Source organism: Olleya sp. R77988 (assembly GCF_044594215.1).
Lineage (GTDB): Bacteria > Bacteroidota > Bacteroidia > Flavobacteriales > Flavobacteriaceae > Olleya.
The window spans coordinates 2,831,208-2,846,276 of record NZ_CP138988.1; the positions used below are offsets into that span (position 1 = coordinate 2,831,208).

General features: G+C 30.7%; 10 protein-coding genes. 3 read left to right on the forward strand and 7 right to left on the reverse strand.

Annotated features, from left to right (window positions below; genetic code table 11):
* Positions 1-54 precede the first annotated feature (54 nt).
* From SJY17_RS12845 to SJY17_RS12855, 3 genes are all read right to left on the reverse strand, one after another.
* Complete coding sequence (locus SJY17_RS12845; protein ID WP_397362962.1) at positions 55-1,824, reverse strand: ABC transporter ATP-binding protein; 1,770 nt, start codon at positions 1,822-1,824, stop codon at positions 55-57.
* A gap of 115 nt (positions 1,825-1,939) precedes the next feature.
* Complete coding sequence (locus SJY17_RS12850) at positions 1,940-2,467, reverse strand: GNAT family N-acetyltransferase (RefSeq protein WP_397362963.1); 528 nt, start codon at positions 2,465-2,467, stop codon at positions 1,940-1,942.
* A 4-nt stretch (positions 2,468-2,471) separates the two neighbouring features.
* Positions 2,472-2,825 carry a DinB family protein gene (locus tag SJY17_RS12855; RefSeq protein ID WP_397364882.1) on the reverse strand — a complete coding sequence of 118 codons (354 nt, stop codon included), beginning with the start codon at positions 2,823-2,825 and terminating at the stop codon, positions 2,472-2,474.
* A 160-nt stretch (positions 2,826-2,985) separates the two neighbouring features.
* Between SJY17_RS12855 and SJY17_RS12860 the strand changes: the two genes are divergently transcribed.
* On the forward strand, positions 2,986-4,191 hold the full coding sequence (locus SJY17_RS12860) for a multidrug effflux MFS transporter (protein WP_397362964.1): 1,206 nt from the start codon (positions 2,986-2,988) through the stop codon (positions 4,189-4,191).
* Between the two features lie 59 nt (positions 4,192-4,250).
* Here the strand turns inward: SJY17_RS12860 and SJY17_RS12865 are convergent, their stop codons facing one another.
* The gene (locus tag SJY17_RS12865; RefSeq protein ID WP_397362965.1) at positions 4,251-5,309 is read right to left on the reverse strand and encodes a proline iminopeptidase-family hydrolase; all 1,059 of its coding nucleotides are present in this window, start codon (positions 5,307-5,309) and stop codon (positions 4,251-4,253) included.
* Between the two features lie 121 nt (positions 5,310-5,430).
* On the opposite strand from SJY17_RS12865, the gene SJY17_RS12870 reads away from it, so the two are divergent.
* Both SJY17_RS12870 and SJY17_RS12875 read left to right on the forward strand, forming a co-directional pair.
* Positions 5,431-7,332: a DUF294 nucleotidyltransferase-like domain-containing protein gene (locus SJY17_RS12870; protein ID WP_397362966.1), complete on the forward strand. Its 1,902-nt coding sequence runs from the start codon at positions 5,431-5,433 to the stop codon at positions 7,330-7,332.
* Positions 7,333-7,968 carry a PolC-type DNA polymerase III gene (locus tag SJY17_RS12875; RefSeq protein WP_397362967.1) on the forward strand — a complete coding sequence of 212 codons (636 nt, stop codon included), beginning with the start codon at positions 7,333-7,335 and terminating at the stop codon, positions 7,966-7,968.
* Between the two features lie 523 nt (positions 7,969-8,491).
* Here the strand turns inward: SJY17_RS12875 and SJY17_RS12880 are convergent.
* From SJY17_RS12880 to SJY17_RS12890, 3 genes are read right to left on the reverse strand one after another with little or no spacing between them, the layout of a single operon-like run.
* Positions 8,492-8,851, reverse strand: a complete 360-nt coding sequence (locus SJY17_RS12880) for a hypothetical protein (protein ID WP_397362968.1) — start codon at positions 8,849-8,851, stop codon at positions 8,492-8,494.
* Positions 8,852-8,869: 18 nt separating this feature from the next.
* Entirely contained in the window at positions 8,870-11,935 is a 3,066-nt protein-coding gene (locus SJY17_RS12885; RefSeq protein WP_397362969.1) for a type I restriction endonuclease subunit R, read from the reverse strand.
* Between the two features lies 1 nt (position 11,936).
* Entirely contained in the window at positions 11,937-15,065 is a 3,129-nt protein-coding gene (locus SJY17_RS12890; RefSeq protein WP_397362970.1) for a sacsin N-terminal ATP-binding-like domain-containing protein, read from the reverse strand.
* Positions 15,066-15,069 lie beyond the last annotated feature (4 nt).

The window sequence follows — 15,069 nt, forward strand, 5'->3', positions numbered from 1 at the left end:
CAACAAAAAAAAGAGCTTCAATTGAAGCTCTTTTTTTATGACCAAAATTGCTAATTAAATCTTAGCTTGATAGGTATATAAATCAAAATATCGTCCTTGAGAAGCAATTAACTCATCATGATTCCCTCGTTCGGCAATTTTACCGTTTTCTATAACCAAAATTTGGTCTGCTTTTCTAATGGTACTTAATCTGTGTGCTATTACAATAGTTGTTCTGTTTTTAGTAAGTTCTGCTAAAGATTTCTGGATTAAAGCTTCACTTTCTGTATCCAAATTAGACGTTGCTTCGTCAAGGATAATAATTTTTGGATCTGCTAAAATGGCTCTTGCAATTGCAATACGCTGTCTTTGTCCACCAGACAGCTTCACTCCTCTTTCTCCTATTAAAGTTTCTAAACCTTCTTCAAAACGATCTGTAAACTCGTTTACATAAGCTGCATTTACTGCTGCTTTCAATTGGGCTTCTGTTGCGTCTGGTCTTGGAAATAGTATGTTTTCGCGAATAGTCCCTTCAAATAAAAATTCATCTTGTAACACAACGCCTAAATGTTGTCTAAAACTTTTCAATTTTACTTTAGACAAGTCTTTTCCATCAATAGTAATCTGACCAGATTTAGGGTTTAAAAATGTAGCTGATAAACCTGCAATTGTCGATTTTCCTGAACCTGAACTTCCAACCAAAGCAATTACAGAGCCTGAAGCTGCTTTAAAATCTATATTATGCAACACAGGTTTTCCTGCTTCATATTCAAATGAAACGTCTTTAAATTCTATTTCACCTTTAAACTCTTCAAGTAAAATGTTTCGGTTAACGTCATCTTCTTCTGCAGCCATATTCATAAGCTCTTCTGTTCTATCTAAACCAGCTAAAGCTTCGGTTAATTGACTACCAATATTACTCATTTGTACAATTGGAGCAACCATAAAGGCTAATAGCATTGTAAACTTTAAAAAATCACCAGGAGTAATTTCACCTTGCATCATATAATGACCACCAATTCCCATAATTCCTGCGGTTGCTAATCCTATTAAAAAAGTTGAAGAACTCGTCATAATTGCAGTTGCAGTCAAACTCTTTTTTACGTTAATAAAAATATCGTTAACCCCTTTTTCAAAAACTTTAGACTCTTGGTCTTCTGCATTAAAAGCTTTAATGACACGTACTCCTGCTAAAGTTTCGGTTAAACGACCTTTTACTTGTGCATTAATTTTTCCTCTTGCTCTAAAAATTGGACGAATGTGTTTAAAAGATTTTAAGGCTATAATCCCGAAGATTGATAAAGGAATAAATGTAGATAAGGTCATCCATACATTCATCCTTAATAAAATAATTAAGGTTAAAATAGCTGTAAAAGAGCCTCCTACTAATTGGACTAAACCTGTACCTATTAAATTTTTAACACCATCTACATCACTCATAATCCTTGAAACTAAAGCACCAGACTTTGTATTATCAAAAAAACTAATTGGTAAAGACAATACCTTTTTTTGTACTTGTGCTCGTAACTCGCTTATTAAATATTGTGCTTGAATACTTAATACTTTAGTTAATAAAAAAGAGGTAATGGCTTGTACTAAAATAGCAGTAACAACAATTGCAATTAATGTGTATAATTGACTGTAATCCTTTCCAGGTACAACTTTGTCTAACAACACTTTACTTTGTAATGGTAAAACAAAACCTGCTAAACTGCGAATAATGATGAGTATCAAGCCTAACAAAACTAGCTTTCGTCTTGGCCAAATAATGGTTTTAAAAGCTTGTTTTAATGTGACTTTAGGTTTGGTTTTATTTTTTTTATCTGAAGTTTGTAAATGACGCATGTTTAAGTTTTGAATTGCAAAGATACGCTTGTAATTGGCAACCTCTTTTTTAAAAAAGTAAATCTTTTGTTAATATAAAATTTAAACAGAAAACATTAAAGTCTGATTGTTTTAACTAAAAAATACGACCATAATAATTTAAGTCCACTATTTCACCTTTAGTGGTCTTATAATCACGTCTAATGGTACCTTCTAACTCAAAACCAAGTTTTAAGATAACTGCTATGCTGCCTTTATTTCTGTGATTTGCTCTGCATAATAGCTTTTTAAACGCATAAATTTCAATGATATGATTAATCACTAATTCACCAGCTTTTGTAACAATACCATTGCTTTCAAAATTAGCATCTATAAAAGCACCTAATTCTGCTTTTGGGACATTCCAGTCTATATTCTTTACATCAATTAAACCAATAATTGTATTAGTGTTTAAATCGGTTATCATGTAAGGAAAATAGGTCTTTGCCTCTATCCTTTTCTGGATCTGTTTGCAATACACAATAGATTCTTCTAGCGTCTTATTTTTGGTTACTGTTCCTGCAAAAAAATCTTCTAGTCGTTCGCGATTATTTTCAATTAAATTGAAAAACGCTACACTATCGTTTGGTTGTAGTAATGCTATTTTAAAATGATCAAAAGTCATTGTTTTAGTTATCAAGTAATCGTCTATGGTAGTTAATTTGACCTAGATGGTACGCTAAATGCATGGTTAAATGTACTAAAAAATATTCTGTAGTCATGGTGTCTTCAAACACACGACGCTTATATTCTTTTTGCAAATCTGCTTCAGTTAATGACTTTAAAGTCGTTTCAATAGTCACTATTGTAGTATCAATTTGTTTGGTTAATTCTTCTACAGGAATATTTTTAAGCGAAAACTCTAAATCTCTCTGTCTTACATATCCAGAATTACCCATGGTTGCACCAATAAAATGATTAAGATTTCCTATTAAATGAAGACATAAATTTCCAGCAGAATTTTTAACATCTTGATTTACAATCCATAAATTATTATGGTTTTTTAGGCGTTTATTTCTTTTTTTAAAGCGTTTAAATCTCTTTTAAAAAGAGTTATTAATGTTGTTGTTAGCATGTTAATAATTAATATTAAATTAAAAATTCTACGATAAAAATAGTCAATAATTGGCTTACTTTTGCAGCATGCAAGACAACCAAACGGTAAAATTTGAATTTATAGCTTTAATGGCTTTATTAATGTCTATTGTAGCTTTAGCAATTGATGCCATTTTGCCTGCAATGTCAGCTATTGGTATATCTATAAATAGTTTGGATACTAATAATAACCAACTACTTATTACCATGATTTTTCTTGGCTTAGGTTTTGGGCAGTTATTATTTGGGCCATTATCTGATAGTTTTGGTAGAAAACCTATGGTTTATATTGGATTTTCCATTTTTGCTGTTGCTAGCATTGTTTGTGTTTTGTCTCCATCTTTAGAATGGATGGTTTTTGGACGTATCTTACAAGGTATTGGTTTAGCAGCTCCAAGGACTATTGCAATTGCTATAATTAGAGATATGTATAAAGGCGATTATATGGCAAAAATCATGTCTTTTATAACCACTTTTTTTATACTAGTTCCTGTAATTGCTCCAGTAATGGGTAAATATATTTTAAATCATTACGATTGGAAAGGGATCTTTTATGTGCAATTATTAATGGCATTTTTAGTCAGTCTTTGGTTTTGGAAAAGACAACCAGAAACTCTAAAACCAGAACATAAAATTAAGTTTAGCAAGTACGTATTTATTGACGGATTAAAAGAATTAATAAAATATAAAGAAACCATAGGATTTACCATTATTTCTGGGTTTATCTCTGGTGCATTTATTGTGTATTTAAGTGCGTCTCAAGTTATTTTTGAAAACCAATATGGTTTGATTGATGAGTTTCCTTATATATTTGCTGGATTAGCTGCTGGTGTTGGATTATCTACCTTTTTAAATGGTAGTTTTGTCATGCGTTTAGGCATGTGGAATCTGTCTTTTATTGCCATTTTTGTGTTTAGTGTTAATGCTTTATTATATGTGTTTTTGTTTTGGAATACAGCAAATCCATCCTTAGTAATAATACTTGCTTTTATGGCTATCCAGTTTTTTACCATTGGATTTATTTTTGGGAATATTCGAGCAATAGCAATGGAACCTATTGGACATATTGCAGGAATTGGAGCTGCAATTACAGGTTTTGTTGCCACAATGATGGCTGTTCCAATTGCTAATTATATAGGTAGTTTTGTTGACAAAACTGCTTTACCTTTATTTATTGGCTTTACTATTTTCGGGTTTTTATCGCTTGGGTTGTTTATTGTTATTAAGAGGAATAGAAAACACGTTGCTTCTTAATAAATAGTTCTCGATACTATTCTGATTAAAAAACCAGAATCACTTTAATTGACGATACTTTACTTATTAAAACTCCCAGAATCCACACTTTTAATAAAGCTAATTAAGCCTTTAAAAAAGGTTTTCTGGTCATCAAATTGCGAGAGATGACTTCCGTTAGGGCATAATAAAAACTGTCCGTTTTGTACTTCTGTACTTATCCATTTCATGTGTTCTGGATCCATAGTATCATGCGTTGCTCCAATGGTTAATGTTGGTACAGAAATGTTGTGCAACTGTTTAGTAACATCCCAATTTTTAAGGGTTGCGTCTCCTTTTATACCAAACTCACTTGGTCCTTGCATAGTGACATAGACGTCAGGATTTAAATGCTTAAAACTTCTGTTTATTGGTTCTGGCCAATCTTCAACAGGCATTCTAATGACGTGTTTTGTATAGTAATTTTCAACAATTAAATCTAAATATCGTTTATTTCCATAATCTTCTTTGTCCTCATAACTCATAATTTCTTTAAGTACTTCTGGATCTAATTTTGGAGCCAATACTTCATCACTATATTTTTGATATTCTGGAATAGAAGCAACCATGTTAGAGATGATTAATCCTTTTAAATTTTCTTGGTATTTTAAAGCATATTGCATTCCTAAAATTCCTCCCCAAGATTGTCCATACAAATAAAAATTGTCTTTATTTAAACCTAATGCAACCCTTACCTGCTCTACTTCTTCTACAAAACGATCCAAATCCCAAAGACTTAAATCTTTTGGCTGATCGCTATAATAAGATCCTAATTGGTCATAGTAATAGTACTCTATATTTTCTTGCGGAAAGTAACCATCAAAACACTCGTAAATTTCATGGGTCATTCCTGGTTCACCATGTAATAACAACACTTTTATGGTTGGGTTATTACCAACACGTTTGGTCCACACATTAAATTCGCCTTTTGGTGTTTGGATAGGAATCATTTTAATTCCTCCTAAAAACTGATCGTCTGTATTAGGTTTTAAATAACGTTCTGCTTGACTCTGTAAATGGTCTGTATCATGATTATGCTCTTCTTTACAATTAAAACATAGCAGAATTAAAAAAGTAAGCAGTGTTATTTTGGTTTTCATAAGATTGATAATTTAGAATACTAAGTTAATTAATTTAATTATCAATTAATAACTATAGCTTTTTAGCAAAATGATGATAATACTCAGCTTTTATCCTATTAATTTTCTCTAAATTAGTAAGATGAAGAATACTATAGCCGAACGCATTTTAGATTTCCTTAAAGGCTTCCCTCCTTTTGATGCTTTATCGTATGAGCAGTTATTAACTATTTCGTCTCAAGTTAAAGTGCAATATCTAGAATCTGACACAACTGTGTTTAAAAAAGGAGATGTGGTATCTGACCAATTTTACGTGGTAAAAGATGGAGCAATTGGTGTGTATAGTGATACAAGTTTAGTAGATCAATGCGACGAAGGAGATATTTTTGGACTTCGTGCAGTTATAAGAAAAGACCACTATTTACTAGATGCCAAAGCTATTGAAGAAAGTATTATATATAGTATTTCTGCAACATTGCTAGAAGATATTATAATTAGTAACCCAAAAGCCAATCAGTTTATCATTGCTAGTTTTGCAACCAATACGCGTAATCCTTATAGCAATGAAGACAAAGGGACTTTGTTTGCTAATGTACCAGCTTTACAGTCTGATGCTTCCAGTTACACAGAAGTCCAATCTGCACAATACTCTAAAAACCCAATTGTTTGCAATACGGAACTTAGCGTAAAAGAAGCTTCGCAAATTATGAGTCAAAACAAAGTGGGTTCTATTGTTATTACCAAAAACAAACAACCTATTGGTATTATTACAGATAAGGATTTACGTAATAAAATAGCAACAGGATTACATGCTATTACAGAAAAGGTAGACACTATTATGTCTTCTCCAGTCATTACTTTTCCAGAAAACATTTCTGTAGCAGAAGCACAAATAGGCATGCTTAAAAACGATATTTCGCACTTATGCATTACAAAAGACGGAACACCAAATTCTGAGTTAACAGGTATTTTGTCAGAGCATGATATTATTGTCATCCATGGTAATAACCCATCGGTTTTAATAAAAGAAATTAAGCGTGCAACCTCAGCAGAAACCCTACAATTTATTAGAAAAAAAGCACAAAACTTATTAGAAGGTTACCTCAAACAAAACATACCAATAAGCTTTATATCTAAAATAATTTCGGCAATAAATGATGCCATTACAAAACGCATTATTACTATGTCTATTTCCCAATTAAACCAAGAACCACCAACCACATTTGCTTGGTTAGCTATTGGTAGTCAAGGTCGTAAAGAGCAGTTGTTATTAACAGATCAAGATAATGCATTAGTCTTTCAAGATACTGAAGATGACAGTACAACCAAAGCTTATTTTTTAAAATTAGCAACTGCAGTAAACAAAAAATTAGCAACTGTTGGTTTTGAGCTTTGTCCAGCAAATATGATGGCTAGCAACCCAAAATGGTGTTTGTCTGTTACAGACTGGAAAGCCCAATTTAAAAATTGGATAACACATCCAGATGCAGACAAAATTATGCTCTGCAATATCTTTTTTGATTACGATTGGGTTTATGGTGACCAAAGTTTAATTTCGGAAATGTCTAACAGTATTTTTGAAGCTATTGATAGCTATGAGATTTTTATGAGTTTTATGGGACAAAATGCTTTAAAAAACCCACCTCCTTTAAGCTTTTTTAGAAACTTTTTAGTGGAAGATTCTGGAGAACACAAAGACCAGTTTGATATTAAAGCACGTGCCATAATGCCACTAGTAGATGCTGCAAGACTGCTTATATTATCGCATAACATTAAGGATTTTAATAGTACTATTGAACGTTATAAAAAGTTAGCCGAAATAGAACCTCAAAACAAAGATTTGTACCATTCCTGTATTAATGCCTTTAGAGTGTTACTCCGTTTTAGAACCAAACAAGGTTTAAAACACAACGATTCCGGACGCTTTGTAGATGTTAATCGATTAAGTAAAGCAGATCGTTTAAAACTAAAAGGGAGTTTTAAACCTATAAAGGATATTCAAGATGTTTTAAAAACACGTTTTAAACTCTCTCAACTACTATAAATGAGCTGGTTTAAACGTAAAACATATCCTGATTTTTATAACGCTTACGCGGAAACTTTTAAGCAACAATCCAAAGTGTTTGAAACCACACGCTTTGTGGTATTTGATACCGAAACTACTGGATTACAACCAGAAACAGACAAAGTTTTATCTATTGGTTGTGTGGTAGTTACCAACACTACTATTGATGTAGCAGATAGTTTTGAGTGTTACCTCAACCAAATACAATTTAATGCAGACACTGTACAAATCCATGGATTATTAAAAGGCGGAAAATTAACCAAAATTGAAGAACGCGATGCTATAATACAGTTTTTAGATTATATAAAAAACGCAGTATTAGTAGCGCATCACGCAGCTTTTGATATTGCAATGATTAACCAAGCTTTAAAACGCTTGGACTTACCAAAACTGAAAAACAAAGTAGTAGATACTGGACAACTCTACAAAAAAACAAAATACGTTAAAGACCAAAAACACTATAGTTTGGACCAATTATGCAACCAATTTAATATTACCATGCACGATCGTCATACAGCGTCTGGTGATGCATATTTAACAGCAATACTGTTTCTAAAATGTACTGCTTTACTTAAAAAGAAAAAAAATAGAGCTTTAAGGCTGAGGGATTTTTAGTGTTCTTGTTATTGTAAAGACATGAGACGCAAAATCTGTTAGTAGTTATTATTCTCAAGATGACTTACTATTAATAGTAATATTTGTGCCTTTCTATTACAGATATACATCATAGTTTTTAATAATAAACAACACTCAATTATTATTTTTATTAACTTACAACTCTAACACTACCTTATCAATGAATTTAATTAAAAAAATAGGCACTCTTAATCTATTTGTTTTGATCCTTTGTGTTCTTATAATTATAGTTGCAGAATATTTGTTTTTAAAAGGCGATAAACTTCATGCTATATTTATTGGACTTTGGGCTCCAACACTACTTGGAATAGTAATTTTTATAAAACAAATTTACAATGGACGCTAATCAAATTATAATCTGGTTTTCAGTTTTTATATCTATTTGCGTTGTAATATGGGCAATTTTGTTAATTCGTGCTTATGATAAAATAGATAAAAAATAACCTATTTTACCCAAATAACGCAAAGCAATCTGTCTTTAGCTAATGTACTACACAAGCAACTAATTTAAAACCTCAGTTCTAGTACCAACTCTAAAACAACGCTCTTCGCCAAGATATAATGGGTTACCATGCTTCTCTGACCAAAACCCTTCTAATATATCTTTAGTAATACATTTATAGACTACAACACCTTTAAAAATTAAGTCATCGTCACCTTTATAATTAAAATTAATGACCAAAATATTGTCTTTAAAAAAACCTGTACCTAACTGCTCTTGAGTATTATTAATTAACCATTTGGCAATAACTCTGTTATTTTCGTCTAGTGTTAAGTCTAGCGTACCTTTGTAGGTTATTGCTTCTTCATTTTGGTTGCTTCCTTTTATGTTGTAGGTTCCTGGTAATTGGGTTAGTTGCATTTTGGGTGTTTATTAGTGTTATTTATTAGTCTCTACACTAGCCATACGTTTCATCGTATCAAAAAACGCGGTTTTAAACGCATCATCTTTGGCATACAATCTGTATAAATCCAATTCTTGTTTGCGTTGTTTAGACATCACATCATCAAGAATTTTCTGAAAGGCTAAATTCTTATTTTGCTCATCTGTATTTTCTGCTACTTTGGACTGAAAATCAGGATGTGCTTGTATTGATTTTGTTAAACTAATAAACTTAACACGTTGGTCTTCTGGTGTTGCTTCCCAACCTTGAAACCAACGTTCATTAAATGATTGTATAATTAAATCTAAAGGATCTCTTTCTTCTTCAGTTCCGTGTGCTCCTCTTGGATTTGGATTTTGTGGATCAACAATACTTTCAGAATCATCTAAACCAATAGTTTCATTTAAACGTACGCGTTCTAAACCATAAGTTGATAAATCAATAGATTCTAACAATTCGTCTAATGCTCCAATAGGATCAGGTTTTATTGGCAATTTCGGAATCAAGAATTTTAAAAACCAATATAACTTTTCCCAATTCAAAACTTCAAAAGGTAAAATAGATGCCATTTGCCCATAGATTTTCACAAACTGTTTTGCCTTAATTTTAAAATCGGCTTTATCATCATCTTCTAATTCTAATTCATTAATAAAGCGTTCTGCAGCTCTTTCAATTATTGGGCTTAAAACTTGTGCGTCTTCTTTATTGAAAAATTTAATATTAAAATCTTCTACCTCACTCCACTCATAGACACCAACTGAATCTAATACGTCTTTTAGCTCATGCAATACATTTACATCAGTTGCTTCGCTTAAGGAAGTTGCTGTGTAAAAAGGGTCAAAAGATGCTTTAATATCGTCAGTTGAGTTAAAGAAATCTAATACAAAAACATCTTCTGTACGTTTTCCTAATTTAGTTGCAGCTCTGTTTAAACGTGATAAGGCTTGTACTGCCAATACACCTTGAAGCTTTTTGTCTACATACATGGCACACAGTTTAGGCTGATCAAAGCCTGTTAAGTACTTATTAGCAACTACTAAAATTCTATAGTCGTCTTCATCAAACTTGTGTCTTGTATCTTTTTCTGCAAACCCATTCATTTCGGCTTCTGTATACTCAATACCATCAACTGTTTTTTCACCAGAAAATGCAATGACTATTTTAAACGGATTTCCTTTTTCTTTTAAACTATTTTGCAGTGCTTTGTAATAGCGAATCGCAGATTCTATGCTCTGCGTTACAACCATTGCTTTTGCTTTTCCTTTTAACTTTTTTTGATTAACTATTTTAGGAATAAAATGGTCTAATATTATTTCTGCTTTTGTATTAATAGTCTGTTGATGCTGCTCTACATAGGCACGTAGTTTTTTTTGTGCTTTAGACGAATCAAATAACGGATTATCTTCAATAGATTTTTCTATTTCATAATAACTTTTTAAAGTCGTGTAATTTGCAAGCACATCTAAAATAAAACCTTCTTCAATTGCTTGCTTCATAGAGTATAAATGAAATGGTTTAAAACTACCATCTTCATTTTTTACTCCAAACTTTTCTAAAGTAATAGGTTTAGGTGTAGCTGTAAATGCTAAATAGGATGCGTTACCTCGCATTTTGCGAGACTGCATGGCTTGTACAATTTTATCTTGTGTATCAAACTCCTCATCTTCATTTACTTGTTGTCCCATTGCTCTGTTCATGTTATCATGTGCAGAACCACTTTGACTACTGTGTGCTTCATCAATAATAACAGCAAAACGTTTGTCGCTTAAATCTGCAATACCATCAATAATAAAAGGAAATTTCTGAATAGTAGTAATGATTATTTTCTTGCCTTGCTCTAAACTTTCTCTTAATTCTTTAGAAGAATAAGCTGGAGCAATGATGTTTTTTATTTCTGAAAAATCCGCAATATTATCTCGAATTTGTTTGTCTAACAAACGTCTGTCTGTAACCACAATTACAGAATCAAACAACGGTCTTTCTATATCTTTAATTCCAGGAACATTACTATTCTCTGGATAGGTTTCTATTAATTGATAGGCTGCCCAAGTGATAGAATTGGATTTACCAGAACCTGCAGAATGTTGCACTAAATAAGTTTGCCCAACCCCTTTTTTACTAGCATCTTCTATTATTTTACGCACCACATCCATTTGATGGTATCTTGGAAAGAACAATGTTTTTGTTTGCAAAGGATCTTTCTTTTTACCATCTAAACGTACAAAATGCTGAATAATGTTGGCTAAGCTCTCTCTTGTAAACACTTCATTCCAAAGGTAATTGGTTCTGTGTCCTATTGCTCCTTTTGGTAATTCTGGATTCCCTTTTCCATGTTTATTCCCTTTATTAAATGGTAAGAAAAAAGTGTTTTTACCATTTAACTTAGTTGTCATATACGCTTCGTCTGTATCTACTGCAAAATGTACTACACAACGTGCAAAGTTTAATAAAGGTTGTTTGGTATCGCGTTGGGTTTTGTATTGATGCTGACCATGTACTCTAGCGTTTTGTCCTGTCCAATGGTTTTTTAATTCCATAGTAACAATTGGCAAGCCATTTATAAACAATACCAAATCTATTTCTTCTCTTGGATTATCTATGCTATAACGTAATTGCCTGGTTACGCTAAAACGGTTTTGTGCAAACCTGTCTTTTATAGTTTGGCTACTACTTGCTAATGGATTTTGATAAAACAAAGTAAAGTTAGCATTATCAACCTCCAAGCCTTTTTTAAGCAGATGCAATACACCATACTTTTTAATCATACGATCAAAACGATTTAGGATTTTTAATTTCCAATCGCTTTGTTTTTGTAGTTTTTCTAACTCTTCTTTTTGGGTGCTTTCTAAAAAGTCCCAAAAGAATTGCTCGTCTATAGCAAAACGTGTATTAAAATTAGTTGGCTGACCAATATAATAACCTTTTCCAGTTCTGTAAATTTCTGCATTTTCATTTACAGCGTCTACGGAAACACCTTGCGTTTTTATTTCTTCTAGGCAAGTTCCTGTTAGTATTTTTTCAATTGCACGTTCTAATGCTTGTTCGTTGGTTTGGCTATGCATATTATGAAGTCTTAATTTTTATTATATTGATTAATTTCTGTGTAAAAGAATCTAAATCATATCCATTATTAATAATTGTTTGAGGTATAGTTCCTCTATAATCTGATAAAGTTATATTTTTAATATTATCTTTTTCTGCAATCAAATTAGATTCGATTAACGGTTTTATTGACTTACCTATTGAATTAACAAACCTTATACAGTGTTTAATTGATTCTACAGATTCAACTTTATATTTATCTTCGCTACCTGTATATTTTGTCATATCAACTGAACATAATGCATAGTTTTCCATTTCTAAAGATGCACGTTCCAATTGTAATTTACTCATAGAGACAACACTATTTGGGTCCCATCTTGATTTAACTTCGATATAGTATAAAGGTGATTTTTTATAATAAATAATAATATCTTGACCTCCTTGTTCTTCCTTGGTTATTAACTCATTTTCATTTTCTATATCTACAATTAAACCTTCTATATTATTACCTATTCTCAATCTAATTAAATCTTCTATGTAAACACCTATTTTCTTTTTATGAGCAAAATTCGCATTGTACCTTTGTTCTGTAATTAATGCTGCATTACCTAATTCTATTATTTTATCTAAATTGGGGCTTCTAGCTAATTCTCCTAATTTTTTAATTTTACTTTTATGTAAACTTAGAATTGAAAAAGAATCTTCACCATCTGCTAAACCGACTAATATTGTTGACTTTTCACTATAAATCAAAGGGAAATACTTTTCATAATTAGAATCAGATTTAAACTTTTCAATAATGTCTAAAATCTCCTTTTTAAAAGGATGATCAATTATTTTTGACTGATTATTATTAAAAAAATTAGATTCTATTTTTTCTGTTAGACTTCTTACTGTTTGATTTTCTGGTTCACTCATAAATTGAGAAAAGTCAGAATTTATTAATGTAAACCTTATTGGGTGATTTGGTTTAATCACTAGGTCATAAAGGTCTTTTATCTCACTAGGAATATTTAAATCTAACTTAAGTAAATTTTGTTTACACAATTCATTTAATTGATTAGGAAATACTGGTAATGTTTGAAACATTAATTTATAATCATCATATTTAGACATACTTAATAAATCCAACAATAATAATTTATTTTCTTCTACCCAATCACTGTCTTTTTTAGCTAAATCATTTAAAAACAAACTAACAAGTTTTTTTTGAGAAGGTCTAATATCTATGTCATTACCCTTATTACTTATCAATTCTATTAAGTTCTCATCATAATCAAGGTAACGAGTTATTAACTTTACCATCTTTGTTGGTATACTAATAGAATCTATAGATGAATTTAATTTACAGAAATCAATTAAACTTGCTAAAAAAACTGAATCAACATCTTTAAGCCTAATATCATCTCTTACTTTTGAGGATATGTGCTCATTTAATTCAGTTGAAAACTGTTTTCTTGTATATTCTTGAAACTCGAATTTAAACTTAAAGTCTAAATGAACATAGCTTTTCGGAATATCAGGAAGTATAACATCCGCAATTTTAATTAATGTGTTGGGTATATTTATACTTTTATAAAGAGATGGTAATGTCTTAAATTCACCTTTTATATTTGGTAAAAGCTTCTTATTATTAAACACAGCTTCGTGCCCATTATCTATTAAGTATTTGTAAAAAGATTTTAAAACCTCTGGATCTTCAAACTTATCTAGATGACTATCTTGCTCTATTTTTTCAACTAAATTTATTATTTTAACATATTCAATATTAACAAAATCCCATTCATCAATTTTAGAAGTCCATTCTTTTACTAATTCTTTCTTAGGTATATTTAAATAGTATTTGTTAATAATTGAATAAATATTGTCAAAGCCTAATTCATCAAGTAATAATTCTGAATGAATAAAAACAGTCTTTGAAACCTCAATATTACCAGTAGTTGTTTCTACTAAAGGAAAATTTTTAAATTCATTAATCCAAATTTCCTTAAGCTCTTTATAATATTCATTCAATAAAAAATCATCACTATTTACCTTAAAGTCTATTTTACCTAAATGTATTATATTACTTATATCTGCTGTGTTATTTTTTACAAAGTCAAAAATTAATTTTGATGCTATTTTAAGTACATTTCTATTTTGCTCTTCTTTATCTTGTATTTGCTCTGTTTCACTATTTAAATGAATATTATCTCTAGCTTCTGTTGGTGTAAACTTATTTGAATGAATAATAAAATTAACTCCAAAATCTTCAGAGCCAATTAACGGATAGTATAAAAATAATTTTGACAAACCTGAACTAAAATTAAAAGCAGATTTATTTTTATCAATTGGAAGAATAACTTTGACATACTCTTTTAACTCTTCATTTCTATGCTCCAAAGAATAAACAGAAGAAATTTCATTATCTATAATAATGTCTGTTTTTGCTACTCCTTTATCAATTGTGCTATCACCTTTTTCATAAACTGTTTTTGAGTTCTCTTTATCAATAATAGTAACCTTATGAAGCTTTGAATTTAACGTCATTACATAAGGTAAAATTAAAGGCACTTTTTTTAATGCTTCATTAGATGCACTTTTTTGTTTGTCACTTACTGACAAATAGGCGAATTCAGTAAACTCAGATTTTTTGTCAGAATATACTTTTTCTTTTATTAAATCAATTGCTGCTTTTTTTTGAGTTTTTAACGCTTTAATCAATTCTGTTGCTTCTGTTGCTGTTCTGTCTATTTCAAATTCTTTTAAAGGAATATACTTACTCCCTAACTTAACAGAACCAGATAATAAAATCTTACGTCCAAAAGAATGTGTAGTAATGAAACCTGTTCCGTATTGACCAGTTTGATCTTCATTATTTCCTGCAGATTTAGAACTAAGCTGTTTTATTAAACAATCAAGAGTATTATTATCAAAGGGATCTCCATTATGCCTAAAAATTAATGCATCATCATTTAGCTCTATCTGTATTTCAGTTTTAGTAGAAACGTCAATAGCGTTTTGAAACAATTCCCAAATTGCTCTTTTAGTATGATTGTCATTAAGCTTTTCAAATCCTTGAATTAACTTATTAGCATGCTGTACCATATCATTATGCAATGACTGTTCTTCTGCAATTTTAACCTCTCTATCTATATCCAATTCTTCCATGCTA

Coding starts and splice junctions, on each gene's coding strand:
- SJY17_RS12860 (WP_397362964.1), top strand. CDS start 2,986: ATGCAAGACAACCAAACGGTAAAATTTGAATTTATAGCTTTAATGGCT.
- SJY17_RS12870 (WP_397362966.1), top strand. CDS start 5,431: ATGAAGAATACTATAGCCGAACGCATTTTAGATTTCCTTAAAGGCTTC.
- SJY17_RS12885 (WP_397362969.1), bottom strand. CDS start 11,935: ATGCATAGCCAAACCAACGAACAAGCATTAGAACGTGCAATTGAAAAA.
- SJY17_RS12845 (WP_397362962.1), bottom strand. CDS start 1,824: ATGCGTCATTTACAAACTTCAGATAAAAAAAATAAAACCAAACCTAAA.
- SJY17_RS12880 (WP_397362968.1), bottom strand. CDS start 8,851: ATGCAACTAACCCAATTACCAGGAACCTACAACATAAAAGGAAGCAAC.
- SJY17_RS12890 (WP_397362970.1), bottom strand. CDS start 15,065: ATGGAAGAATTGGATATAGATAGAGAGGTTAAAATTGCAGAAGAACAG.
- SJY17_RS12865 (WP_397362965.1), bottom strand. CDS start 5,309: ATGAAAACCAAAATAACACTGCTTACTTTTTTAATTCTGCTATGTTTT.
- SJY17_RS12850 (WP_397362963.1), bottom strand. CDS start 2,467: ATGACTTTTGATCATTTTAAAATAGCATTACTACAACCAAACGATAGT.
- SJY17_RS12875 (WP_397362967.1), top strand. CDS start 7,333: ATGAGCTGGTTTAAACGTAAAACATATCCTGATTTTTATAACGCTTAC.